At 64.4% G+C, this 25,949-nt stretch carries 21 protein-coding genes; 19 read left to right on the forward strand and 2 right to left on the reverse strand.

Annotated elements, in window-relative coordinates; translation table 11 throughout:
- Positions 1 to 8: 8 nt before the first annotated feature.
- The 11 genes from ACX3OW_RS10190 to ACX3OW_RS10240 all read left to right on the forward strand — a co-directional run bounded on the left by ACX3OW_RS10190 (position 9) and on the right by ACX3OW_RS10240 (position 13,896).
- The gene (locus tag ACX3OW_RS10190; RefSeq protein WP_459095662.1) at positions 9 to 1,163 is read left to right on the forward strand and encodes a hypothetical protein; all 1,155 of its coding nucleotides are present in this window, start codon (positions 9 to 11) and stop codon (positions 1,161 to 1,163) included.
- A gap of 60 nt (positions 1,164 to 1,223) precedes the next feature.
- Positions 1,224 to 2,534 carry a Tol-Pal system beta propeller repeat protein TolB gene (tolB, locus tag ACX3OW_RS10195; RefSeq protein ID WP_459095663.1) on the forward strand — a complete coding sequence of 437 codons (1,311 nt, stop codon included), beginning with the start codon at positions 1,224 to 1,226 and terminating at the stop codon, positions 2,532 to 2,534.
- Between the two features lie 29 nt (positions 2,535 to 2,563).
- Positions 2,564 to 4,042 (forward strand): xylulokinase, encoded by a 1,479-nt coding sequence (xylB, locus tag ACX3OW_RS10200; RefSeq protein WP_459095664.1) that lies wholly within the window; start codon positions 2,564 to 2,566, stop codon positions 4,040 to 4,042.
- Between the two features lie 239 nt (positions 4,043 to 4,281).
- Positions 4,282 to 4,770, forward strand: a complete 489-nt coding sequence (pal, locus tag ACX3OW_RS10205) for a peptidoglycan-associated lipoprotein Pal (RefSeq protein ID WP_459096090.1) — start codon at positions 4,282 to 4,284, stop codon at positions 4,768 to 4,770.
- Positions 4,771 to 4,950: 180 nt separating this feature from the next.
- A complete protein-coding gene (locus ACX3OW_RS10210; RefSeq protein WP_459095665.1) occupies positions 4,951 to 5,991 on the forward strand; it encodes a hypothetical protein in 1,041 nt (346 codons plus the stop codon).
- Positions 5,976 to 7,250: a tRNA lysidine(34) synthetase TilS gene (gene tilS, locus ACX3OW_RS10215; RefSeq protein ID WP_459095666.1), complete on the forward strand. Its 1,275-nt coding sequence runs from the start codon at positions 5,976 to 5,978 to the stop codon at positions 7,248 to 7,250. Before ACX3OW_RS10210 ends, tilS begins: the two co-directional genes overlap by 16 nt.
- 309 nt (positions 7,251 to 7,559) lie before the next feature.
- Positions 7,560 to 9,491: an ATP-dependent zinc metalloprotease FtsH gene (gene ftsH / locus ACX3OW_RS10220; RefSeq protein ID WP_459095667.1), complete on the forward strand. Its 1,932-nt coding sequence runs from the start codon at positions 7,560 to 7,562 to the stop codon at positions 9,489 to 9,491.
- Between the two features lie 117 nt (positions 9,492 to 9,608).
- Complete coding sequence (glmM, locus tag ACX3OW_RS10225; RefSeq protein ID WP_459095668.1) at positions 9,609 to 10,952, forward strand: phosphoglucosamine mutase; 1,344 nt, start codon at positions 9,609 to 9,611, stop codon at positions 10,950 to 10,952.
- 159 nt (positions 10,953 to 11,111) lie between these two features.
- The gene (locus ACX3OW_RS10230; protein WP_459095669.1) at positions 11,112 to 11,864 is read left to right on the forward strand and encodes a hypothetical protein; all 753 of its coding nucleotides are present in this window, start codon (positions 11,112 to 11,114) and stop codon (positions 11,862 to 11,864) included.
- Positions 11,865 to 12,005: 141 nt separating this feature from the next.
- Positions 12,006 to 13,226 carry a tetratricopeptide repeat protein gene (locus ACX3OW_RS10235; protein ID WP_459095670.1) on the forward strand — a complete coding sequence of 407 codons (1,221 nt, stop codon included), beginning with the start codon at positions 12,006 to 12,008 and terminating at the stop codon, positions 13,224 to 13,226.
- A 25-nt stretch (positions 13,227 to 13,251) separates the two neighbouring features.
- Complete coding sequence (locus tag ACX3OW_RS10240) at positions 13,252 to 13,896, forward strand: hypothetical protein (protein WP_459095671.1); 645 nt, start codon at positions 13,252 to 13,254, stop codon at positions 13,894 to 13,896.
- Between the two features lie 45 nt (positions 13,897 to 13,941).
- Here the strand turns inward: ACX3OW_RS10240 and ACX3OW_RS10245 are convergent, their stop codons facing one another.
- Positions 13,942 to 14,943 (reverse strand): DUF3592 domain-containing protein, encoded by a 1,002-nt coding sequence (locus ACX3OW_RS10245; protein WP_459095672.1) that lies wholly within the window; start codon positions 14,941 to 14,943, stop codon positions 13,942 to 13,944.
- Positions 14,944 to 15,079: 136 nt separating this feature from the next.
- Here ACX3OW_RS10245 and ACX3OW_RS10250 point away from each other — a divergent pair, with 136 nt between their 5' ends.
- From ACX3OW_RS10250 to serA, 7 genes are all read left to right on the forward strand, one after another.
- The gene (locus tag ACX3OW_RS10250) at positions 15,080 to 15,511 is read left to right on the forward strand and encodes a MarR family winged helix-turn-helix transcriptional regulator (protein WP_459095673.1); all 432 of its coding nucleotides are present in this window, start codon (positions 15,080 to 15,082) and stop codon (positions 15,509 to 15,511) included.
- Entirely contained in the window at positions 15,495 to 17,765 is a 2,271-nt protein-coding gene (locus tag ACX3OW_RS10255) for an ATP-binding protein (RefSeq protein WP_459095674.1), read from the forward strand. Before ACX3OW_RS10250 ends, ACX3OW_RS10255 begins: the two co-directional genes overlap by 17 nt.
- Positions 17,762 to 18,130 carry a response regulator gene (locus ACX3OW_RS10260; RefSeq protein ID WP_459095675.1) on the forward strand — a complete coding sequence of 123 codons (369 nt, stop codon included), beginning with the start codon at positions 17,762 to 17,764 and terminating at the stop codon, positions 18,128 to 18,130. Before ACX3OW_RS10255 ends, ACX3OW_RS10260 begins: the two co-directional genes overlap by 4 nt.
- A 126-nt stretch (positions 18,131 to 18,256) precedes the next feature.
- Entirely contained in the window at positions 18,257 to 19,207 is a 951-nt protein-coding gene (locus ACX3OW_RS10265) for a sugar-binding transcriptional regulator (RefSeq protein ID WP_459095676.1), read from the forward strand.
- Between the two features lie 80 nt (positions 19,208 to 19,287).
- On the forward strand, positions 19,288 to 20,241 hold the full coding sequence (tal, locus tag ACX3OW_RS10270; protein WP_459095677.1) for a transaldolase: 954 nt from the start codon (positions 19,288 to 19,290) through the stop codon (positions 20,239 to 20,241).
- 165 nt (positions 20,242 to 20,406) lie between these two features.
- Positions 20,407 to 21,588 carry a phosphoserine transaminase gene (locus tag ACX3OW_RS10275; RefSeq protein ID WP_459095678.1) on the forward strand — a complete coding sequence of 394 codons (1,182 nt, stop codon included), beginning with the start codon at positions 20,407 to 20,409 and terminating at the stop codon, positions 21,586 to 21,588.
- Positions 21,589 to 21,714: 126 nt separating this feature from the next.
- Positions 21,715 to 23,298, forward strand: a complete 1,584-nt coding sequence (serA, locus tag ACX3OW_RS10280) for a phosphoglycerate dehydrogenase (RefSeq protein WP_459095679.1) — start codon at positions 21,715 to 21,717, stop codon at positions 23,296 to 23,298.
- Positions 23,299 to 23,518: 220 nt separating this feature from the next.
- Here serA and ACX3OW_RS10285 read toward each other — a convergent pair whose 3' ends face one another.
- Entirely contained in the window at positions 23,519 to 24,481 is a 963-nt protein-coding gene (locus tag ACX3OW_RS10285; protein WP_459095680.1) for a DMT family transporter, read from the reverse strand.
- Positions 24,482 to 24,644: 163 nt separating this feature from the next.
- Here ACX3OW_RS10285 and ACX3OW_RS10290 point away from each other — a divergent pair, with 163 nt between their 5' ends.
- Entirely contained in the window at positions 24,645 to 25,934 is a 1,290-nt protein-coding gene (locus ACX3OW_RS10290) for an adenylosuccinate synthase (protein WP_459095681.1), read from the forward strand.
- Positions 25,935 to 25,949: the final 15 nt, after the last annotated feature.

Genomic DNA, 25,949 nt, shown 5'->3' on the forward strand with positions numbered 1-25,949 from the left:
CCAGTCCGATGCGTACCGGCGTAACCGTCTCGATTCTTGCCCACATCGCGGTACTGACCATCGGCCTCATTAATCTGGGGTTCCGTGAACCGTTGACGCCGGTAGTGGAATCCATCTCCGTCGACCTGGTGTCGGTCGAGGAATATTCCAATATTCGCGCCGGCCAGCTGACCAGCGAGATCGTCGAGACCGATACGCCCTCCATTGTCGAGGATGACCAGCCGGCCGAGCTGGCCAAGCCGACCGGCAATACCGAGCAGGATCAGGTGACCCCGTCGCCGGCCGATATTCCGACCCCGGCCCCGGTGACCAATACCGCGCCCGAGCCCGAAGCCGTGCCCGAGCCGCAGCCCGAACCAACGCCAGAGCCGACCCCGGAACCGACACCCGCGCCAACGCCCGAGCCGGTGGTGGCCCCGGTGCCGGCCGCGCGCCCGGCGCCAGCGCCGACCCCCGAACCAATCCCCGAGCCCGAGCCTGAACCGGCCCCCGAGCCGACACCGGAACCGACGCCCGTGGTGACGCCAACCCCGACGCCAACGCCGGCCCCCGTGCCCGAGCCGACGCCGGAGCCGGCGACGCCCGCTGTTGCCGCCCCCGCCCCGGCGGCGCGTCCGGCCAATCTTGAACAGAAGCGCCAGCAATTTGCCGCTGCCGAAGCCGAGCGCAAGAAGCGCGAGGAAGAGGAGCGCAAGCGTCAGCAGACGGCTGCGGCGACCCCGACCCCCAAGCCGACGACGAAGCCGCAGCCCAACCCGCAGCTCGATGCGTCGCTGGCCGATGATATTTCTGCCATCATCAACAACGACAAGACTACCGGTGGCACCACCGGGCAGGGCGGTACGCCAACGCTGGGCGATACCACCGGCACCTCGGCGCGGCTCAGCCAGTCGGCGATTGACGGGCTGGTGGCCCGGATCAAGACCTGCTGGAACCTGATGCCCAGCGAAATCAATAGCGGGCTCAACGTCACTCTGCGGGTGACGATGAACCCCGACCGCACGGTGGCCAACACCCAGGTCATCGCCGCTCCGGCCTCGACTGAGGGCGGCTCGGTGGCGCGGGCGGCGCAGCGCGCGGTGGCCGCTTGCGGTCCCTACGACATGCTTTCGGCGGATGCCTATGACCAGTGGCGGCAGATCGAAGTGGAACTGCGGCCGTGACTTTGAATTGGCTTGTTTGACAAGCACCATGAATCGCGACGGCGAGAACGGAGAGTTGATATGACCCTGATGACAAGGCGCAACGCCCTCAAGCTCGGCCTGGCAGGCGGAGCCCTGCTGGCCGGCTCGTCCATGGCGATGGCGCAATTGCGCATCGTGGTGGAAGGCGCCAATTTCCAGCCGCTGCCGATCGCGATTCCCGACTTTGCCTCGTCCGATCCGGCCTTCGGCAAGGAAATCGCCGATATCGTGCGCAACAATCTGCGCCGCTCCGGCCTGTTCCTGCCGCTCGATCCGGCCTCGCTGCCGGTCAAGGTCGGCGACGTCAACAACAGCCCCGATTTCAACATCTGGCGCACCGCCAATGTCGATGCGCTGGTGATGGGTGGCGTCGAGCGCGGCGGCACCATTTCCTCGTCAGTCCGTGTCTGGGATACCCAGCAGGCCTCCCAGGTCGTCGGCAAGAGCTACAATACCGATCCCAATTCGTCGCGCCGCGTCGCCCATATCATCTCGGACGCGATCTATGAATCGCTGGCCGGCGGCAGTGGCTATTTCGATACCCGCGTCATCTACACCGCCGAAAGCGGCCCCAAGGCCAACCGGGTGCGGCGACTGGCGATCATGGATCAGGACGGCGCTAATGTGCAGTATCTGACCGATGGCAACACCATGGCGATGACACCGCGCTTCGCGCCCAATGGCGACATGGTCACCTATATGAATTTTGCCGATGGCAATCCGCAGGTCTATCTGCTGCAGCTGTCCACCGGTCGCCAGCAGCGGCTGGCCAATGTCGGCGCCATGACCTTTGCGCCGCGCTTTTCGCCCGATGGCGGCACGGTGGCGTTTTCGGTGGAGCAGAATGGCGCCACCAATATCTATTCGGTGGGCACGGGCGGCGGCACGCCGCAGCAGCTCACTTCGGGCGCGGCCATCGATACCGGCCCGTCCTATTCGCCTGATGGCAGCCGCATCGTCTTCGAGAGCGACCGGGGCGGCTCGCCGCAGATCTATATGATGGGTGCCGGCGGCGGTAATGCGCAGCGCGTCAGCTTCGGGCAGGGGCTCTATTCCACCCCGGTCTGGTCGCCCAAGGGCGATCTGATCGCCTTTACCCGCCAGGGCGGTGGCCAGTTCTCCATCGGCATCATGAACCCGGATGGCACTGGCGAGCGCATGCTGTATTCCAGCTTCCACGCCGAAGGCCCGACCTGGGCGCCGAATGGCCGCGTCATCATGTTCTTCCAGGACCCGGGCGGCAATGACGGCCCCAAGCTGATGAGCGTCGATATCTGGGGCCGTAACCTGCTCACCATCCCCACCGAAAGCTACGCCTCCGATCCAGGCTGGTCCGGCCTGCGCGGCTAAGCCTAGCGTCCTGGAGCCCGATGCGAACCGTGTTTGAAGGAACCGCCTTAGGGATCGATCTGGGCACGTCGTCGCTCAAGCTGGTGCTGATCGATGCCGAGGGGCGCCCCTTGCATGGGGTCGAACGGCCATTGCTGGTGAGCAGTCCGTTCGCCGGGGCCAGCGAGCAGGCGCCGGAAGACTGGTGGGACGCGCTCGACGCCGCCATGGCGGAATTGCGCGGGCTGACCCCGGCCGGGGTCGCCGCCATCGCCTCGATTGGCCTGTCGGGCCAGATGCATGGGCTGGTGTGTCTGGGCGCCGACGACGCCGTGCTGCGCCCGGCCATGCTGTGGAACGACAACCGGGCCCGGCTTGAAGCCGGGATTTATCGTGAGGATGTGGCGCTGGAGAGCCGGGCGGGTCTGCGGGCCGCTCCCGGCCTCACCGCCTGCAAGCTGGCCTGGTTGCGGACCAATGAGCCGGACACGGCAAGGCGAACGGTCCGCATCAGCCTCTGCAAGGATTATCTGCGCCTGCGCATGACCGGCGAGTTCGTCACCGACCCCTGCGATGCAGCCGGCACGCTGTTGTTTGATGAGGCCAGGCGGCAGTGGTCGGATGAAAGTCTGGACCTGTTCGGCCTGCAAGCGGAGCAATTGCCGCGGGTCATCGAGGGGCCCGAAATCTCGGGTCGCCTGCTGCCCGCCATTGCCGCCCGTTGGGGGATAGACCGACTGGCGGTGGTCATTGCCGGGGCTGGTGATGGTGCGGCCGGGGCCATCGGTATCGGGTTGACCGCGCCGGGCCGGGGCTTCATCTCGCTGGGCACCTCGGCGCAAATCTCGATTGCCCAGGATTTCTATGCCCCGGCGCCGGGCAGCACCGTGCAAATTCTGGCGCATGGCCTGCCGCAGCTGTGGTATCGCGCCGCCGCGCTGCAAAGCGGGGCCGGGGCGATTGCCTGGGCCGCACAACTCACCGGGCTCAGCGTATCCGAATTGCTGCGGGCCACCGAAGAGCTGGATGTGAGCCAGCGCATGCCGGTCTTCCTGCCCTATCTGGCCGGGGAACGCACCCCGCATGACAATCCCGATGCGCGCGGCGTGATCTTTGGCCTGCTGGTCGATCACTCGGCCGGTCATGTCGGACGCGCCGTGCTGCGTGGGCTGGCCTTCGCGCTGGCCGATGGCTATGCGGCGCTGGAAAATCTCGGGGCCATGCCGGCGCAATTGGCGGTGGTGGGCGGCGGCGCCCGCAGTGCGCTGCTGTGCCGGCTGGTGGCGTCGATCCTCGATACGCCGCTGCATTTGCTGTCGTCGCGTGCCGTCGGCGCCGCCCTCGGCGTGGCGCGGCTGGCTCTCGCCAGCGAGACCGGGCAGAGCCTGGCTGCCCTGACCCCGGAACTGGGCGGGACCATCGTCGAACCCGACCGCCAGCTCGGCGACCTGCTGCGGCAGGATCTGGCCTTATACCGGGAGCTCTATCAGGCACTCGTGCCGTCATTCGCCAAGCTCGAAAGGGCCTAGGATGCGGTGCAGTTCCTGACCGGCGCCATCGTGGCCGGCCGGGGGCAGCGCTCGTTTAACCTTAACGTGATCGCCCCCGGAGCTGTGGCTAAACTGCACCATCACAAAAAAGCCAGGATTCCTGCCACATTGGCGCCGCGATAGCACAAGATTAACCACGTCAGAATACCCGGCCTTAAGATTAAGCGCGGTAAATGCCTTGCTTAAGATTGTAGCCTTTCAGGAGCCCACCCGTGGTCATTACCGCACCCATCAACACTGTGTTGCGCGCCGCCGCGATGCTGCTTTTCGTCGTGGTCATCGCGGCCTGTTCGCGCACGCCCAACACCATGCCGACCGGCGTCGGCAATCTCGGGCCGGGCGGCGGTGCGCCGGGCAGCCAGCAGGAATTCCTGGTTTCGGTCGGTGACCGCGTGTTCTTCACCACCGATTCCAGCTCGCTGACCCCCGAAGCCATGGCCACGCTGGACAAGCAGGCCGCCTGGCTCAACCAGTACCAGAATTACCGCGTCATGATCGAAGGCCATGCCGACGAGCGCGGCACCCGTGAATATAATATCGCCCTCGGCGCCCGCCGCTCTTCCGTGGTGGTGAACTATCTGGTGTCACGCGGCGTTAACGGCCAGCGCATCACCAGCCAGTCCTTCGGCAAGGAACGGCCGGTGGCGATCTGTAACGACATTTCCTGCTGGAGCCAGAACCGTCGCGGCGTGACGGTGGTCCAGTAAGGTAGAAAACCCGGCTTTTCGCGAAACCGAAAGCCTATGGAATCCAGTGCAAACTGGAGGCAAGAGCGCCCGGAACCAGTAAAATGGTCCGGGCGCTTCTTTTTGACCAAAATTGCCCTTTATCGGCAGGTGCATCCGCCCCATGTTGGGGGTTCGCATCCCGCGCTTGGAGACGTTGTTTTGAAGCTTTCGGCATTTACCAGAGGGGGGAAGACGGCGCTCTGCGCACTGGCCCTGGCTCTTGGCATCACCGTTCCCGGCATGGCGGCGCAGACCAGCCTACCGCCGGCTGAACTGGGCGGGCTCACCTATACCAATGCCGCCCCGGCGCGCATTCATGTGGCCCAGTCGCAGGACGCGGCCCAGTTGATGGTGCGCATCCAGCAGCTCGAAGAACAGATCCGCCTGCTCAATGGCCAGATCGAAGGCCTGACCTTCCAGCTCACGCAGATGCAGGAAATCGTCAACCGCATGGGCGAAGACAATGAATTCCGCTTTCAGGCGCTGGAAGGCGGTGCTGGGGGAAAAACTGAGGCGGCAACCCAACCGGGCGGCGTGACGCAGCCCGAGGTGTTGCCGCAGGACCCCAATGCCGTGCCGGCCGATGAAAATGGCGTGCCGCTGACCGTCATTCCCGAGCAGGGCGTGCAGCCGCTGCCCGGCGAAATCGAATTCGACCCCACTTTCGATGACGGCGCGGCGCCGACTGACGAGCTGGGCGAATCCGCCGATCCGCTGGTCGGCACCGGCGCCCGTGGCGGCGTCGATCTGGTGACCGGGCAACCGCTCAATCTGAGCTATGATCCGGCCGCCGCCAAATCCGGCGATGCCGATGCCGACGCGCAATTCGCCGCCGGCTATGACGCGCTGGTCAAGGCCGACTATGCCTTTGCCGAGGATCAGTTCGGCCAGTTCCTCGAACTCTATCCCGATAATGCGCAGGCGCCCGACGCCGCCAATTTCCTCGGCGATGTGCTGCTGCAGCGCGCCGCCTATGACGAGGCGGCCGACGTGTTGCTCAACGCGTTCCAGAAAGTGCCGGACAGCCCGCGCGCGCCAGACCTGCTGCTCAAGCTGGGCATGGCACTGTCGGGCGCCGGCGAGCGCGAAACCGCCTGCCGCACCTTTGCCGAAGTCGACAAGCGCTACACCACGCTGACGCCAGCCTTTGTGACGCGGCTGAGCGAGGAGAAGACACGGGCCGAATGCCCGCCCGCCTAAGTCCCGATCTTCATAGCGCGGCCGGCCTGCAAGCCCTGTTCGCCGCCGTAGCCGACCAACCGGCCATTGGCCTCGCCGTCTCCGGTGGGGCCGACAGCCTGGCGCTGCTGCTGCTGGCGCATAGCTGGGCCGCCGAATTGCCCAATGCGCCCAGGCTCGTGGTCTATTCCGTCGATCACGGCCTGCGGCCCGAAGCGGCCAGCGAGGTCGCGGCGGTGGTGCAGGCGGCGCAAATGCGCGGTCTTGTGGCCCGCGCTTTGGCCTGGAGCGGCGACAAGCCGGTCAGCGGCGTGCAGGCGGCCGCCCGCATGGCCCGCTATCGGCTGATGGGTCAGGCCATGGTCGAGGATGGCGTTTCCGTGTTGCTGACGGCGCATCACCGGCAGGATCAGGCCGAGACCGTGCTGATGCGGCTGGCGCATGGCAGCGGCGTCGAAGGCCTCAAGGGCATGGCGGCCATGGCCCAGATCGAGGGCGTGCTGGTGCATCGCCCACTGCTCGATCTCGAGCCGACGGCGTTGCGCGCCGTGGTCGATGCGGCGGGGCTGGTGCCCTCCGAAGACCCCTCCAATAACGATCCGCACTACGAACGCGTGCGCTGGCGGCAGGCGCTGCCGCAATTGGCTGCGCTGGGACTCGATGCGGCGACGCTGGCGCAATTCGCCGAGCGCATGGGCGAGGCCGATGCCGCCATTGCCCAGATGGCCGATGCCTGCTTCACCGAAATCGTGCAATTCGATGGCTTTGGCGCCGCCAGCATCGAGATGTCGCCTTTTGTCGGGCTGAGCCCGGCCATTGCTACCCGCCTGCTGGGCCGGGTGCTCAATATTGTCGGCGGCCGGCAGAAGCCGCGGGCGTTGGGGCAGGTGGAGCGATTGCGCCTCGCCATTGTCGAGGAAAACCTGAGCCGCACCACCACGCTGCTTGGCTGTGTCGTGCGGCTCAAGGAGGCGGCCTTTGTGGTGGCGCGCGAGCCGGGCCGGGTGCTGCCGCCCGATGCGCCATTGCCCCCGCATGGCGAGCTGGTCTGGGAGCAGCGCTTCCGCATCGTCAATCTCTCGGCTGATGCCGGCTTCACCGCCAGCGTCGGCGAATATCTGCCGCGCCACCGGCTCGAGCGCATCCTCGGCACCAAGATCACCGCCCCCGCCGAAGCCCTGCGCACCGCCCCCATCGTCCGCGATGCGGCCGGCGGCGTGCTGGCGCTGGGCGGCTGGTCATTTGATGAGCGGATCAAGGTGCAGGTGTTGGTGGACTGAGGGGCGATTTCTCAGTCGACCTTCCCTCCCTCTTGAGGGGAGGGATCGAGGGTGGGGTCGATGGGCTAGCGCGCAAGGCGAAAGACCCCCTCCCTGACCCTCCCCTCAAGGGGGAGGGGACGAAAGACCGCCATCCCGCGCCCCCCAACCACCCCGTTTCCCCACTGCGCATTAACCCAATCGCGTTAAAATGACTGGACGGCGGGCACAAACGGCCGCAGGTCATGCCCTTGTAACGCCCCAATGCCGGACATACATTCGGCACTACTCGTCGCGCCCTGTGTGTGCGGCCTCTCCGGGACAGGATTGATGAACGGAAATTTCCGCAACTTCGCCATCTGGCTGGTCATTCTCTTTATGTTGATGGGCCTGTTCCAGGTCTTTCAGTCGTCGACCCGCTCGATTTCCGTGTCCGACAAGAGCTACAGCCAGTTCGTCACCGATGTCGAAACCGGCAGTGTGACCAGTGTCACCATTACCAATAATATCGTCAGCGGCGCGCTGCGCGACGGCACGCGGTTTGAAACCGTGCTGCCCGATGGCGCCGACGTGATTTCGCGGCTGGAAGACAAGGGCGTGTCGATCACCGCCAAGGCGCCGGAGGCCAGCCCGTTCTGGACCATCCTGCTCAGTTCCTGGTTGCCCTTCATCGTCATCATCGGCGTGTGGTTCTTCTTCATCCGGCAGATGCAGGGTGGCGGTAAGGGCGGCGCGATGGGTTTTGGCAAGTCGCGCGCCAAGCTGCTCACCGAATCGCATGGCAAGGTGACGTTCGAGGACGTGGCTGGCGTCGATGAGGCCAAGCAGGATCTCGAAGAAATCGTCGAATTCCTGCGCGATCCGGGCAAGTTCCAGCGCCTGGGTGGCCGCATTCCGCGCGGCGTGCTGCTGGTCGGCCCGCCGGGTACCGGTAAAACGCTGCTGGCCCGTTCGGTTGCCGGCGAAGCCAGCGTGCCCTTCTTCACCATTTCGGGTTCGGACTTCGTTGAAATGTTCGTCGGTGTCGGCGCCAGCCGCGTCCGCGACATGTTCGAGCAGGCCAAGAAGAACGCGCCCTGCATTATCTTCATTGACGAAATCGACGCCGTCGGTCGCCAGCGTGGCGCCGGTCTCGGCGGCGGTAACGACGAACGCGAGCAGACCCTCAACCAGCTGCTGGTCGAGATGGACGGCTTTGAAGCCAATGAAGGCATCATCCTGATCGCTGCCACCAACCGTCCCGACGTGCTGGACCCGGCGCTGCTGCGTCCCGGCCGCTTCGACCGTCAGGTCGTGGTGCCCAACCCGGATGTGGCTGGCCGCGAAAAGGTGCTCAAGGTTCACGTCCGCAAGGTGCCGCTGGCGCCCGACGTCGATCTGAAGGTTCTGGCTCGTGGTACGCCCGGCTTCTCCGGCGCTGACCTGATGAACCTCGTCAACGAGGCGGCGCTGATGGCGGCGCGGCGCAACAAGCGCTTCGTCACCCATGCCGAATTCGAAGACGCCAAGGACAAGATCATGATGGGCGCCGAGCGCCGCACCATGGCCATGTCCGAGGACGAGAAGAAGCTGACCGCCTATCACGAAGCTGGCCACGCCATCATCGCGCTCAAGGTTGCCGGCATCGACCCGATCCACAAGGCCACCATCATTCCGCGCGGCCGTGCCCTGGGCATGGTGATGACCCTGCCCGAGAGCGATACCTATTCGTTCTCCCGCGAAAAGGCTTTGGCCCGCCTGACCATGCTGTTCGGTGGCCGCGAGGCCGAGATCATCAAGTTCGGTCCGGAAAAGGTCACCAGTGGCGCCTCCGGTGACATCCAGATGGCGACCAGTCTCGCCCGCTCGATGGTGATGGAATGGGGCATGAGCGAAAAGCTCGGCCGCGTGCGCTACAAGTCCAATGACCAGGAAGTGTTCCTCGGCCATTCGGTGACGCAGAGCCAGCATATGTCGGATGACACGGCCCGCATCATCGACCAGGAAGTGCGCAAGCTGATCGAGGATGGCGAGGCTTCGGCCAAGGACATCCTGACCACCTACCACGACCAGTGGGAGGCGATTGCCCAGGCGCTGCTCGAGTTCGAGACGCTGACCGGCGACGAGTTGCGTGCCCTGATGGATGGTGTGCAGCCGACCCGCCCGGACGAAGATGGCACGGCGCCACCCAAGGCGAGCGGCGTCCCTTCGGCTGGCAAAACCAGCAAGAAGCGTCCCGATGCGCCGCCCGAAACCGGGCTTGAGCCGCAGCCCAATAGTTGATGGGCCAGTAAATTTTAAGGGGCCGCCGCGAGGCGGCCCTTTTGCTTGGGCGAAATCTCCGCTATTTCGCCCAGAAGTGGTATTATTCGACGCGTCGGACCGGGAGAACAACAGATCATGTCACGCAAGTATTTCGGTACGGATGGAATTCGCGGGCTCGCCAATGGCGACAAGCTGACACCGGAACTGGCGCTGCGCGTCGGCATGGCGGCCGGGCAGAAATTCGTGCGCGGTGAACATCGCAATCGCGTGGTGATCGGCAAGGATACGCGCCGCTCGGGCTATATGCTCGAACAGGCGCTGACCGCCGGCTTCACCGCCGTGGGCATGGATGTCTATCTGCTCGGGCCGATGCCGACTCCGGCCGTGGCCATGCTGACGCGCTCGCTGCGCGCCGATCTGGGCGTGATGATCTCGGCGTCGCACAATCCTTATGACGACAACGGCATCAAGCTGTTCCGCCCCGATGGCTACAAGCTCAGCGATGCGGTGGAAGCCGAGATCGAGCGACTGATCGATAGCGATATGTCGGCGTCGCTGGCGCATGGGCGCGGCATCGGCCGGGCGCATCGCGACGAGGAAGCCCGTACCCGCTACATCGAATATGCCAAGCGCACCTTGCCGCGAAACACCGATCTAGCCGGGCTGCGCGTGGTGCTCGATTGCGCCAATGGCGCGGCCTACAAGGTCGCGCCGATCGCGCTGTGGGAGCTGGGGGCGGAAGTCTTCACCATCGGCGACAAGCCCGATGGCTTCAATATCAACGACAAGGTCGGCTCGACCGCCCCCGAGGCCGTGGCGGCCAAGGTCAAGGAAGTGCGCGCCGATATCGGCATTGCGCTGGATGGCGACGCCGACCGCGTCATCATCGTCGATGAAAAGGGCGAAGTGGTCGATGGCGACCAGTTCATGGCGGTGATCGCCCAGAGCTGGCTGGAGCGTGAAATGCTGGTCGGCGGCGGCATCGTCGCCACCATCATGTCCAATCTGGGCCTTGAGCGTTACCTGACCTCGCTGGGTCTCACCCTCGAGCGCACCCAGGTGGGCGACCGCTATGTGCTCGAAGCCATGCGCGACAAGGGCTTCAATGTCGGCGGCGAGCAGTCGGGCCACATCATCCTGTCCGATTTCACCACCACCGGCGATGGCCTCGTGGCGGCGCTGCAATTGCTGGCGGTGCTCAAGCTGCAGGAGCGCACGGTTTCGGAAATCTGCACCCGCTTCACCAAGGTGCCGCAGCTGCTGCGCAATGTGAAATTCAAGGCCGGCAAGCCGCTTGAGCACAAGCTGGTCATCCAGGCCATTGCCGATGGCGAAGCCATGCTGGGCAAGGGCGGGCGGCTGGTGGTGCGGGCTTCGGGCACCGAGCCGGTGATCCGCGTCATGGGCGAGGCCGATGATGCGGCGCTGGTCACCAGCGTCGTCGCCGCAGTGGAAGCGGCGATTCGCGAAATCGCCTGACCGCTAATAATCGCGCCGCGCGGTTTACTTGTCCTCGACTAGCAACAGCGCGCTCATGTCTCGTTAGGGTTAAATCTTTAGGTTAAGTGAGCTTTAAGGAAATTGTCCGATATTGGGCCGCAACACATTAGCGTCGTGGCAATCAAAGGACATTTTCAAATGCGTAAGCTTATCGCTGCGATCATGGTGGCAGGAGCCGCCCTTGTCGCTGCCCCGGCGTTAGCCGCGGATTTTCCTGACTATCCGCCAATCATCGATATTCCCGATGTGGATTACGGCGTCGCCGGCTCGTTCTACCTGCGCGGCAGCGCGGCCGGCAATGGGCTGTGGGGCAAGGACGGCAAGGGCTATGACTGCTTCGGCTGCGGCGGGGCCTTCACCCTGGCGGTCGATCCGATCACGGCCTGGGGCTACGGCTATAGTGTCGGCGCCGGCTTCGGTTACGAAACCGGCACTGGCCTGCGCGTCGATGCCACGGTGGATTATGTCCACAATAGCGGCCTGACCGTCTCCAAGGCCGGCGGGGCTTTCCCCGGCGACTATAAGGGCACCCTGCGCTCGACCATTGCGCTGGCCAACGTTTACTACGACTTCGCTTTCGGCCAGTCCTATGGCTATGGCGCAGCCGGTGGCGCGTTTGGTTATGTCGGTGCCGGCGCCGGTATGGCGTTCAACAATCTGGCGGTGCAGGGCCCGGTGGGCACGACGATGCCTGATGGCAATAACAGCTCGCTGGCTGCGGCCGGCATGGTCGGCGTCGGCTATGATTTCGGTGCTGTTGTCGCCGATGTCGGCTATCGCGCTGTCTATATCAACCAGATCAACAATTCGGCGGCTGGCACCTCGGCGGCCTGGGTCGACAATGCCTGGCTGCATGAAGTGCGCGGTACCTTGCGCTACCGCTTCAACTGATCGGCGCGGCGGCCTGCCACGGGCCGCAGCCTCAATCGACCCCAATCGGCGTCCGCAAGGGCGCCGATTTTTGTTTGTGGGCCACCTTGCCAGCACCGAATTTTGCCACTAACTATTCAGTGAGCAGTTTGGAGGGGTGCTGTGGGCAGGTCCGATCGCATGCTGGGTTCGGTCGCCTTGGCGATGCTGCTGGTGGCGCCGGCTCAGGCGGGGGCGGGCGAGGATTGTGCCAAGCTGGCCGCCTCGCCCTTCGAGCGTGGTTTTGCCCATCACCCCCAGCGCATCGCCGATCCAGACCGGGCCATCGCAGTCTGCGCGGCGGCGCTTGCCGACGATCCAGCGTCCCCTGACATCGCCGCCTGGCTGGGCCATGCCTATGCCGAAGCGTTCCAGCCGGCGGCGGCGTTGCCCTATCTTGAACGTGCCACCGCTGGCGGCAGCCAACTCGGCACGGCGCTTTACGCCATTTATCTGCTCGATAGCCGCCATCTGACGCCCGATCCGGCGCGCGCCGTCAGCCTGCTCACGCCGCTGGCCGAGGCGGGGTTTGCGCCGGCGCAACGCGGGCTCGGGCGGGCCTATGATTTCGGCCTGGGCGTCAACGCCGATGCCGAACAGGCGGTGCGCTATTACCGGCTGGCCGCCGATCAGGGCTTTTCGCGCGCCCAGGCCAATCTGGCGTCGATGTATGGCGAAGGCCTCGGCGTAGCCGTTGATCTGGTGGAGGCGCGGCGACTGGCCGAGCTGGCGGCCGGGCAGGGCGACCCCTATGGCCTCTATTATCTGGGCTGGCTGCATGAGGCCGGGCTGGGCGTGCAGCAGGATTATGCCGTGGCGGCGCAATATTATCAGCATGCCGCCGATCTGGGCGACTCGCTGGCGGTCAATCAGCTCGGACATTTTTATTCTAGCGGGTTCGGCACCGCCGTCGATGCCCCGCGCGCCGTGGCTTTATTCGCGCGCGCGGCCGCAGCGGGCGAACCGCTGGCCATCGCCAATCTGGCCGTCATGTATAGCGAGGGCAATGGCGTGGCGCGCGACCTGGTCCATGCCGCCGTCCTGTTGCAGCAGGCCGCCGCGCTGGGCGAGCCCACCGCCATGACTATGCTCGGACATGCCTATGCGAGCGGCGAGGGCGTGGCCCGCGACTATGCCAAGGCGCTGCATTGGACCCGTGAGGCCGCCGATCTCGGCCAGCCGATCGCCTGGAACAATCTGGGCGATCACTATGAAAAGGGGCTGGGCGTAAAGCAGGATCTGGCCTTGGCGCGGCAGTGGTATCAGCGCGCCGCCGATGCCGGTGTTGCAGTCGCCCTCAAGGGTTTGAACGACGTGACTGAGCGCGAAAAACCGGAGCAGTGATGCTGCCCGCACAAGGATAACCGACATGCTTAGAGGACTGCTCTGCCTTGCTCTGGGTCTGGGCGTGCTGCTGCCCCTGCCGGCCCAGGCGGCCACGATGGACGAGCCGACCAAATCGCATCTGCGCTGCGGCAGCGCCTATCTGCTGGTGGCCGATGACCCTGGGATGGACAATACGCCTGAGGAAGCCGCCAGATTGCAGCAGATGGGCGAGGTCCTGATGATCCGCGCCGATGCCATGCTCACCGATCTGGGCATGGACGCAGCCGAACGCGAGCGGCTTGGGGGCCATTATGCCGCTGAAATGGACGCGGTGCTGAGCGATGAGCTCGATATCGGGTTTGATCCCTCAGTCTGCGCCGAGCTGGTGGCGGTGGCCGAAGCGGCGCTGCGTGAAGTCGAGATCGACAAGCTTATGGTGTGCGGCGCCGGTTTTCTGGCCACGGCCCAGATTACCAAGACTGACGGCGATGCCGAAACGGCGGAAAAGCTCGAGGCCGTGGGGAACCGGCTGCTGGAGCGCGGCGACGATCTGATGGTCGAGGCCGGCATGGGCGAGAGCGATCGCTACGAGCTGGGCCGGTCCTATGGCAAAACCGTCTGGACAAAAATTTATGCCGGCGAAGCGCTGTCCTATGATTGGGAGAGCTGCGCCGCGCTGGATAGCTGACGCCAGCGCATCGGGCCCGCCGCAGCCGGCCCGATGCTGCTTTGGTCAGGGCAAAAAGGATTGTCCGGCGGACAGGATGAAGGCGCCGGCAATCGCCAGCAAGATGGGAAACAGAAACGTCCCGGCCCGCGATGGCACATCGACCAGCAGCGTCGCCACGCCTGGTTCCTGCGGATTGACCCGCGCCGTCACGGTCGCGCCGGGAATGTATTGGGCGACAATTGCTTCGGCGTCGGCCTGCTCGTCGGTGCCGCTGGAGCCGAAGCGCAGCCGCTTCCCCTCATAGGCTTTGCCGTCATAGACATAGCTGTAATGGATGATCGGCGTATAGACGATATTGTCCTCGCCCGAACGCTCGCGGATCATTTCATTCCTGTCGACGATGCTCGAAACGATCAGCGCCGGCACCTCGTCCCAGGCAGCCGATGCCTGCGCCCGTCGGCGTTTCCGCAGCCCGAGGCCGCCTAAAACCACCCCCAGGCCGACGAAGCCCAGCCCGATCAGGCTGATGACCCATGAGTAATCCGTGGGCGCAATGCTCTGACTGTCGCTGGTCGACGAACTGATCGCCGCCGCCGGCGTCGCCCCTTCCAGCCGACAGCTGAACAGCGCCAGCGCATGATCCTCGGGCAGCTCATTGAGCCAGAGCACCAGGCGATCCGCATTCTTCGTCGTCAGAAACACCGTCGGGGTGACGCCGGCCTGCTCGGTCAGGGTCCATCCGGCCGCTGCATAGCTGGTCAGAATGCTGGCCCGGAATTGCTCGGGCTCTTCCTCAGCCACCAGGTTCCAGACGTGGAATTCGCGCGTCGGGCTGCAAGTGCCGCCCAGCTCAGCCGCCCCTTGCTCCAGCAGCAGTTGGCGCGGCCCGCCGGGACCGTCGGACCAGTCATAGGCCGAAACCGGCCATTGCACGCCCGCCAGCGCCGATCCGCTGCGCAACTCCTGCGCCAGCGCCATGGGAGCCGCCGATAGCGTGATGAGTGTTGCCGCCACACCCAACCGCCACGCCTTTCGCCGCCCCTGTCCCAGATGCCTGTTGCTCATTGCCGCCCCCATAAATGTTCAGTGAGCATATTTAGCTCGTCGCTGCACAGTCAAGGCGTGACAGGGGGCGATATTCGCGGCATAGCTTAGGCAAATGGGCCGTGCTGGGACGGGCAGACAAGTTGAGGCAATTCGTTTGGCAGACCCGCTGATCCCCACGCCGTCGCTGGCCAATCTGCTCGATCAGGTGGCGCGGCGGCTGCATTCGCAGGCCCATGTGCAGGCGCTGTTTCCGGCCCAGTGGGCGGCTTTGCGCTATATCGAGCGGATGCCGCCGCAATTGCGTACCTCCTCCGATCTGGCGCGCTTTCAGGGGCAGGAGCATGGCTCGGTGGCGCGCACGGTGCGCACCCTGATCGCCAAAGGCTACCTCAAGACCGCCGGCCCGGCCGGGCGCGGGCGGGCGACGGCGCTCGAATTGACCGAGGAGGGGGCGGCGCTGTTGCAGATGGACCCGCTGCTCAAGGCGCGCAGCGTGTTCGAACGCTATGATGGGCCGGAACGCGAGATCATTGCGCGGTTCTTGGAGGACATGATCCGGGTGTTGCACGATGGCGAGCCGCAATAGCGACATCGCGCTGGACCAGCACGCGATCCACACGGCGCGGATCGAGCGGCGCAGCATTGTCAGCCTGCTGCTGGTCATGTTGCCCTTGCTGGCGGCGCTGCTCTATGGCCTCAGCCAGCGCGCCGAGCAACGGCTCGAAATCGGCGGCTTGGCCGAGGCCTATGTCGATCCCAGCGGCGCCGTGACGCTGGACGATCTGCTGGCGCAGCCGGCTCTGTTTGCTGCCGCCGATGGCAGCGCCCCCAATCTGGGGGTGCGCAGCACGCCACAGACCGCATTCTGGCTGCGCCTGCCACTGGCCGAGTTGCGGGCACTGATCCCGACCGAGTTCGCTGCCCCCTATGTGCTGTCGATGGAGGAGCCACGGTTTCGCGCCGTCGATCTCTATGCTGTCGGCCCGGGAGCGCAGCGCACCGAGCAGCATTTCACGCGGGACGCCCAAACCAGCTACCGGTTTCCCGTCTTCGAATTGACGGTAGCGGCGATGCAGGCCGACGCGCTCTATGCGCGCATCGTCACCGGATCATCGATGCGGGCGACGCTCTATCTGGCCCCGGAGCCGCAATTCATCACCCTCTATGCCCGCAGCACTATCGGGCTGGCGCTGTTGCTGGGCATGATGGCCGCCACGGTGGTCTATCTGGTGCCGCTGGGTCTGGTGCAGCGGCAGGGCATCTATTTCAGTCTCGCCGCCGCCATGCTGTTTGCCGCGCTCTATGTGGCCGGCGATCAGGCCATGCTCGAAACCCATCTGCTGCCGGGCGCACTGGTGCTGGCCCGCGCCCTCTCCCTGTCAGCCTCGGTGCTGTTCTACGCGGCGTTTTTGAGTTTCTCCGTCCGCTTCCTCTATCTCGGACGGCGATCATGGCGGCTGCGGCGCGCTATCGACATTTTGGCCGGGGGCCTGCTGCTGATTGGCGTCGCGGCCTTCCTTGATGGACTGGCCGATACAGGATTGCTGCGGCGCGTGCTGCCCTATATCGGCATTGCAGCGGCAGCGGTGCTGGCACTGCTGCTGGTGTTGGGCGCGCGCCATGCACCCCGCCGCGCTATCCTGTTTGTCATCCTGTGGCTGCCGCTGGTGGCCACGGGCCTGCTGCGGCTCCAGCTCGATACCGCGCCGGGTCAGGCGGCCAGTGCCATGGCGCTCAACGGCCTCTATTTCGGCCTGGCGCTGTCGCTGCTGCTATTCTCGGTGGTGACGCCGATGGAGCTGTATCGCCGCGAAGCGCGCCTGCGCCAACGCACCCAGGCGCTGCTGCAGCGGCTCGAAAGCTTTGCCCGCATTGGCGGCGATATCTATGTCGAAATCGATGCGGCGGGAAAGCTGATCTATTTCGCCGGCGGTGGGGCCGGGGAGGCCATTGCCGGCGGGTTGCCGCCCCGCGCGCAGGATCTGCTGACCGAGGCGGCGCGGGATCGGCGGCCGCTCAACAATCACATTTTCGCCTCTGGCGCGCCGGACGATCCGCGCTGGTTCAGCCTCAGCGGCGCCGCCGCATCCGACGCGCCGCATTTCCGGGCGATCCTGCGCGACGTGACGGTGGCCATCGACCAGGAAAATCAGCGCCAGCAGGAACGGCAGCTGATTTCGCTGGGCAGTCTGGCGGCCATCGTCGCGCACGAAATCAACAATGTGATCCAGCCCATCGTCAATATGTCCAAGGGGCTGCGCGACCATGTGGCCAACGCGCCAACCGCCGGCCGCATGCTCGATCTGATCGATCTGGCGGCGCAGCAGGCCATCAGCGTGGTGGGGCAGATTCTCAAGGTCGGGGCGCGCAACACGGAGCTGACGACACCCCGGCGCGAGATCGACGTCGCCGTGCAGGACGCCATCGCCACCCTGCGCCTGATCCTGCCCGCTACTGTGCAATTGGAAACCCGTCTGGCGGCCGTGCCCAAGGTGCTGGTGCGGCCCGGCGACATCCTGCAAATTCTGATCAATGTCGTCGCCAATGCGCGCCGCGCTTCCGATGATAGTGGCATCATCAGCATCGACCTGACGCCCAGGGACGATGGCGCCATGCTCTCTGTCACCGATCAGGGCGAGGGCATGAGCCAGGCGCTGCTGGCGCGGGTCACCGAGGCTTTCGTCTCCACCAAGCCCGAGGGGCAGGCGGCCGGCATTGGCCTCGTCGTGGTCAAGCAATTGGTGGCCGAGCATGGCGGCACCCTCGCCATTTTCAGCCAGCCGGGACAGGGTTCCCGCCTCGATATGTATTTCCCCGCATCCCATGGAGACGCGACGTGACGCAACAGCCCTCGATCCTGATCGTCGACGACCATTTCGCGGTGCGCCAATCGCTCGCCATCACGGTCGCAGCGGCCGGCTGGCAGGTTGAAACCGCCGAAAGCGGCGCGGCGGCCCTGCAACAATTATCGGAGCGGGATTTCGATGTCCTGTTGACTGACCTATGGATGCCCGGCCTGGATGGTGTCGCGGTGATCAAGGCCTGCCGCAAGCTCAAGCCGAATTTGCGGGTTTTTGGCATGACCGGTGGCGGCCCCGGTCTCAGTACCGAAACCATGCTGACCCTGGCCGAAGTCTGGGGCGCCCAGCGCGTGTTCTGCAAACCCTTCGATGACGCCGAACTGATCGGAGCGCTGGCAAGCTAAATGCCAGAAAATCGCAAGAAATCTGCCAGCATGCTGTCAGCACCGCTGTGAAATAGGTTGCGTTTACCCGGCTAGATGAGGTGATTTTGCGTTGCTGATTGGTTTGGACTGCGCTAGCATCACGTCATGTCCAGACCCTATCGCGACCTCGACCGCATTCTCGAGATCGCCCGTTTGCATTACGAAGACCGACTGCCGCAGGCCGAGATCGCCACCAAAATGGAGGTCTCGCCGGCGACGATCAGCCGGTATCTGCAAAAGGCGCTGGCCCTCGGCTTCGTCGAAACCCGTGTCGTATCAAGCGCTTATCGCCAGTTCGCCAAAGAGGCTGAGCTGGTCCGCAAATTCGGCCTGAGCAATGCCTGCGTCGTCCCCACCATGGACAGCTACGCCGCCACCGAACAGCAATTGGCCCAATCCACCGCCCGCGTAATCCGCGATCTGGTCGCGCGCGGCAGCATTTTCGGCGTCTCCAACGGCCGCGCCGTCGCCGCCACCGTCGCCGAAATGCAACGCGGCCGCTCGGCCGATGTTGAAGTTATCACCCTGATCGGCGGCGTCGCGCGGGCCGAATCGGCGTCGGGAACCAGCGAGATTTGCCGGGCTTTGGCCGAGAAACTGGGCGGTCAGGCCTGGATGCTGCCGGTGCCGGCGGTGGTGCCCAATGCCGGGATTGCCCAGGCTATCGTGGCCTCTGACGCGGCGGTGGCGGTGTTCGAACGGATGCAGCGCCTGAGCGTGGCTATCATCGGTATTGGCGGCATGGCGCCCGGCTCATCAACCTTCCAGCATGGGTTGTTCGACCAGGCTCACCTGGCCGAGCTGATCGAGCGCAAGGCCGCCGGATCGATCTGCGCGCGGTTCTTCGATGCCGACGGCAAGATGCTGCATTCCGATCTCGATGATCGCACCATCTCGATCTCGCTGGCGCAGCTCAAGGCGGTGCCGACGCGGCTGGGAATCGCGTTCGGGCCGGACAAGGTCGACGCCATCCGCGCCAGCATGCGGGGTGGTTATGTCAGCCATCTGGCGACGGATTCCGACACGGCAGATTTGCTACTGCAAGAAAAACACTAATCGTTTCAATCATCTGCCCAGGCCGGCGCCGCTCCCAGGTCCGGCCGTTGGGACAGCTACATTCAGGATAGAAGGCGCGAATGGTTTCCAAACTCGATCAGTTACGGACCTATACGACGGTGGTTGCCGATACCGGCGATATTGATGCAGTGCGGGCGCTGCGGCCCACCGATTGCACCACCAATCCCACCATCGTCCTCAAGGCGCTCAACACGCCGCAACTGGCGTTTGCCGTCGAGGAGGCCGTGCAGTGGGGCCGGCAGCAGACCGGATCGTCGGACGGCGTGGTCAAGGCCGTGGCCGACCGGCTTGCGGTTTCGGTGGGCGTCGCGCTGGCGGAACTGGTCCCCGGCCGGGTCTCCACCGAGGTGGATGCCGATCTGTCCTTCGACATTGCCGGCTCGGTCCGGCGGGGTCGCGAGATCATTGCCGATTATGACAAGCGCGGCGTCGGCCGTGAGCGCATCCTGATCAAGCTGGCGGCCACCTGGGAAGGCGTGCGCGCCGCCGAAGTGCTGCAGAGCGAAGGCATCGACTGCAATCTGACGCTGATCTTCTCCAAGGTGCAGGCCGTAGCCTGTGCCGACGCCAAGGCGTTCCTGATTTCGCCCTTTGTCGGGCGCATCATGGATTGGTACGCCAAGAGCACCGGGCAGGTTTATGGGCCCGAGGATGATCCTGGGGTCAAATCCGTCCGCGAGATCTACAATTACTACCGCGCCAACGGCATTTCGACCGTGGTGATGGGTGCCTCCTTCCGCAATGTCGGTGAAATCGAAGCGCTGGCCGGTTGCGACCGCCTGACCATTTCCCCGCAATTGCTTGAGGCGCTGGCGCAGGACGAGGGCGTGCTGGTGCGCAAGCTCGATCCGCAGCAGGTGACGGCCGCGCCACCGCTGCAGGTGGACGAGCAGGCCTTCCGCTGGCTGCTGAACGAAGACGCCATGGCGACCGAGAAACTGGCCGAAGGCATCCGCGCCTTTGCCAAGGATCTCGGCCTGCTGCGCCAGATGGTGCAAGCGCGCCTGCAGTAAGCGGGCCACGGCCCTGACGATGCGAACAAAAAGCGGCGAGGTGATCGCCGCTTTTTCACATTCCGCAATAGGACCCCATTGACGCCGCTTCGGCACAGGCGTATTTCCCGCCTTAGGACATCTCGCCCTAACGCGAGACGCATAGACCTGGGAGGGTCGCTGAAGATGGCTATTACGCCCCAAACCGCACCGGCGGTAAAACCGGCCAATCCAAATTTTTCGTCGGGCCCATGCTCCAAGCGTCCTGGTTGGACTCTTGAGGTGCTTGCCGACGCGCTGACCGGCCGTTCGCACCGCGCCAAGCCGGCCAAGGCCCGCATCCAGCAAGCCATCGATCTGACCCGCGAACTGCTCGAAGTTCCGGCCGATTATCGCATCGGCATTGTCCCCGCTTCCGATACCGGCGCGGTAGAAATGTTCCTGTGGAGCGCCCTTGGCGCCCGCGGCGTTGACATGCTGGCCTGGGAATCCTTCGGGGCCGGCTGGGTCACCGACGTGCAGAAGCAGCTCAAGCTCGATGACGTCCGCGTGCTCGAGGCGCCCTATGGCGAATTGCCCGATCTGGCGCAGGTGGATTTCAACCGCGACGTGGTCTTCACCTGGAACGGCACCACTTCGGGTGTGCGCGTGCCGAATGCGGACTGGATCCCGGCCGACCGTGCGGGCCTGACCATTTGCGACGCCACCTCGGCGGCGTTTGCGCAGGACCTCGATTTCGCCAAGCTCGATGTGGTGACCTTCTCCTGGCAGAAGGCGCTGGGTGGCGAAGCCGCACACGGCATCCTGATCCTGTCGCCGCGCGCCGTTGAGCGTCTGGAAAGCTTCAAGCCCGACCGCCCGCTGCCCAAGATTTTCCGCATGACCAAGGGCGGCAAGCTGATCGAAGGAATCTTCAAGGCCGAGACCATCAATACCGTCTCGATGCTGTGCATCGAAGACGCGGTCGACGCGATGAAGTGGGGTCTGGACATCGGCGGCCTCAAGGCCATGCAGGCTCGCGCCGACGCCAATTTCACGGTGCTGGCCGACTGGGTTGCCAAAACCGACTGGGTGGATTTCCTGGCCAAGAACGTCGATCAGCGTTCCAACACTTCGGTGTGCCTGTCGATCACCGATCCCGAGATCGCCGCGCTCGATGCCGATGGTCAGGCGGCGTTTGCCAAGGCCATAGTGTCCCGCCTCGACAAGCTCGGCGTCGGCTATGATTTCGGCTCCTACAAGGACGCTCCGGCGGGCCTGCGCATCTGGGCCGGCTGCACGGTGGAAGCCTCCGATCTGGCGGCGCTGACGCCGTGGCTCGACTGGGCTTTTGCCGAGGAAAAGGCGCTGCTCAAGGCTGCGGCTTAACGACTCCACCCCCTCCCAGCCTCCCCCATCAAGGGGGAGGTGCTGATCGAGTTTGTGGCGCTATCGCGCTCAATACTCGGAGCTGTTCCGGGAGGGGAACCCCACTCAAAATTCAGGGAAATTCCCATGCCAAAAGTTCTCGTTTCCGACAAGCTCAGCCCAACCGCCGTCCAGATCTTCAAGGACAATGGCGTCGAGGTGGATTATTTGCCCGATCTGGGCAAGGACAAGGAAAAGCTGCTCGAAGTCATCGGCCAGTATGATGGCCTCGCCATCCGCTCGGCCACCAAGGTGACCGAAAAGATCATTGCTGCCGCGACCAATCTCAAGGTCATCGGCCGCGCCGGCATCGGTGTCGACAATGTCGACATTCCGGCGGCGACCAAGAAGGGCATCATTGTGATGAACACCCCCTTCGGCAATTCGATCACCACCGCCGAGCATGCCATTGCCATGATGATGGCGCTGGCCCGCCAGCTGCCCGAGGCCGACGCGTCGACCCGCGCCAGCAAGTGGGAAAAGAACCGCTTCATGGGCGTCGAGGTCACCAACAAGACGCTGGGCCTGATCGGCGCCGGCAATATCGGCTCCATCGTTGCCGACCGCGCGCTGGGTCTGCGCATGAAGGTCATTGCCTTTGATCCGTTCCTCTCCCCCGAGCGCGCCCAGACGCTGGGCGTCGAAAAGGTCGATCTGGACGAGCTGCTGGGCCGCGCCGATTTCATCACCCTGCATACGCCGCTGATCGATGCGACCCGCAACATCCTCGACGCGGCCGCTTTGGCCAAGACCAAGAAGGGCGTGCGCATCATCAACTGCGCCCGTGGCGGTCTGATCGACGAAGCGGCGCTGTTCGACGCGCTCAAATCCGGCCAGGTTGCCGGCGCGGCGCTCGACGTGTTCCTGCAGGAGCCGGCCGAGAACAATCCGCTTTTCGATCTGCCCAACGTCATCTGCACCCCCCATCTGGGTGCGGCGACCACCGAAGCGCAGGAAAATGTGGCGCTGCAGGTGGCCGAACAGATTTCGGCCTATCTGATGAGCGGTGAAATCACGAATGCGCTGAACTTCCCGTCGATCTCTGCCGAGGAAGCGCCGCTGCTGACCCCATGGGTCAAGCTGGCGGAAGCGCTGGGTCTGTTTGCCGGCCAGCTCACCGAGACGGCGATCACGGGCATCAAGATCGAGTTCGAGGGCAATGTGGCCGAGCTCAACACCAAGCCGATGATCGCGGCCGCCATCAATGGCGTGCTGAAGCCCTCGCTGGGCGATGTGAACATGGTCTCGGCGCCGCAGATCGCCAAGGATCGCGGCATCACGGTGGAAACCACCAACCGGGACCGCCAGGGCGCCTATGAAGGCTATATCCGCCTGACGGTGACCACCGAGCGGCAGGTGCGCGGCGTGGCCGGTACGCTGTTCGCCAATGGCAAGTCGCGCATCATCCAGGTCAAGGACATCAACATGGAAGCCGAGCTGACGCCGTCCATGCTGTATGTGACCAATGAGGATAAGCCGGGTCATATCGGCCGTCTGGGCACGCTGCTCGGTACGCTGGGCATCAACATCGCCAACTTCAACCTCGGCCGTGCCGATGTTGGCGCCGACGCCATCGCGCTGGTCTCCATCGACGGCACGCTGACCGAAGCACAGCTGGCAGAGATTGCTGCGCTTGAGGGCGTCAAGCAGGCTAAAGCGCTGCATTTCTAGGGCAGGCGTAATTTGATGAAAAAGGCCGGTGCGTGAGCACCGGCCTTTTTTGTTTGGTACCATCGTCCCTCTCACCTTGAGGGAGAGGGACAGTTCGTCCGCGTTCAGCGGCGAACAGGGTGAGGGGTGCCGAGTATCCCCATGCTTTTATGCTCGTGGAGGCGACCCCTCATCCGGCGCTGCGCGCCACCTTCTCCCTCAAGGGGAGAAGGGAAGAACGCTATCGCGTCGCCAGCGCCGCCGTCCGCCGACGCGCGGCCCATTCGGCCAGCACGATGCCGCCGATGATGATGCCGGCCGCCAGATAGTGATACAGCTCCAGCCGTTCGCCCAGGATCAGTACCGAGCCCAGCGCGCCGAACACCGGAATGAGATTGTGGCTGGGTGCGGCGCGGTTGGCGCCGACCAGTTCGACGCCGCGCGCATAGGATACCTGGCTGAACATCGAGGGGAAAATCATCACATAGATGATGACGCCCCAGACCAGCGGCGAGGCCTCGGTCAGGGTGGCGAACTGGCCCAGCCCGCCGCCGAATAGTTGCAGGATCACCAGCCCGGCCAGCGCCGCTCCCGAAAAGGTGACGGTCATGAAACTCATGATGTGCATTTGCGGGCGGTATTTCAGCGCCAGCGTATAGGCGGTGTAGGTCAGGCAGGCGAGAATCACATAGCCGTCGCCGACATTGATATCGAGCGTCAGGATGCGGGTCGGGTCGCCATGGGTGGCCACCAGAATCACCCCGAAAATGGCGGTCAGCACGCCGACGATCTGCAGCCAGGTGGCGCGGACGCGGAAGATGATGAAGTTGGCCGCCATGATCAGCATCGGCAATGCGGCCTGCTCGATGGAGGAATTGACCGCCGTGGTGGTGGTCAGGCCGACATAGAGAAAGACGTTGAATAGCGCATAGCCGACCACGCCATACATCATCAGCAGCGGCCAATAGCGGCGGATCACCGGCCAGTCGGCAGCGAGGAAACGCCAGGCAAAGGGGAAGATGAACAGCGTCGCCCCGAGGCACCGCGAGGCCAGCAGCAGCAGCGGGTCGATTTCCCCCACCACCAGCTTGGCCGCGACCACATTGCCACCCCAAAACAGGGGTGCCAGAACCAGCAACAGATAGGGTTGCTCGAGCAGTCCAGCGGAAATGCCGCGGTTTTCGTGTTTTAGCGGCTTTGTCATCGGGGCACGGGTGATGTAAGGACAGTCGGACTTAGCAGTTATTCGGCCCCGATGGAATGTGTGCCAAGGGTTGCCGGAGGAACGGACGTCCAATATCTGGAGAAGGGAGCGATCGGAGCGATCGGGCCCTTTATGTCGCGCCTATCCTGGAGAAGGTATTTCTATGGCTAATGTGGTTGTCGTCGGCTCGCAGTGGGGTGACGAGGGCAAGGGCAAGATCGTCGATTGGCTTTCCGAGCGCGCCGATGTGGTAGTGCGCTATCATGGTGGCCACAATGCCGGCCACACGCTGGTCATCGACGGAGTCAGCTACAAGCTGGCGCTGCTGCCCTCGGGTCTGGTGCAGGGCAAGCTGTCGGTCATCGGTAATGGCGTGGTCGTCGATCCGCATCATTTCGTCGCCGAAATGGCCAAGCTGCGCGCGCAGGGCGTCAAGATCACCCCGGAAATTCTGCGCATCGCCGACAACGCGCCGCTGATTCTGTCGCTGCATCGCGAGCTGGATGCGATCCGCGAGGATTCCACGTCGGGTCTCAAGATCGGCACCACCAAGCGCGGTATTGGCCCGGCCTATGAAGACAAGGTTGGCCGTCGCGCCATCCGCCTGATCGATTTGTCCGAGCCCGAGACGCTGATGGTCAAGGTTGAGCGCCTGCTCGGCCACCACAATGCGCTGCGGCGCGGCATGGGCCTGCCCGAGATTGCGGCGCAGACGATTTACGACGAGCTGATCTCGGTTTCCGCCGAAATCCTGCCCTTCATGGACCGGGTGTGGCAGGTACTGGACGACAAGCGCAAGGCTGGCGCCCGCATCCTGTTCGAAGGCGCGCAGGGCGCCTTGCTCGACAATGACCACGGCACCTATCCCTTCGTCACCTCATCCAACACCGTTGCCGGCCAGGCTGCGGCCGGTTCGGGCCTTGGCCCCACCGCCATCGGCTATGTGCTGGGCATCACTAAGGCCTATACGACCCGCGTCGGCGAAGGCCCGTTCCCTTGCGAACTGGATGACGAGATCGGCGAGCATCTGGCCATTGTCGGCAAGGAAGTCGGCGTCAATACCGGCCGGCCGCGCCGTTGCGGCTGGTTCGATGCGGTGCTGGTACGCCAGACCGTCAAGACCTCGGGCATTACGGGCATTGCGCTGACCAAGCTCGACGTGCTGGATGGCCTCAAGGAGATCAAGGTCTGTGTCGGCTACGAGCTGGACGGATCACGGATTGATTATTTGCCTGCCTCAATGGGGGCACAAGCCCGCGTTAAGCCGATTTATGAGACGCTTGAAGGCTGGTCCGAGACTACTGCCGGCGCTCGCACATGGGCCGAATTGCCGGCGCAGGCGATCAAATATGTCCGCTTTATCGAGGAGCAGATTGGGGCGCCCGTCGCCATGCTGTCGACGAGCCCGGAGCGGCTGGATACGATCCTTGTCGTTGACCCATTCCAAGACTGATATTTTTTGTTACAA

Source organism: Devosia sp. A449, from assembly GCF_054489375.1.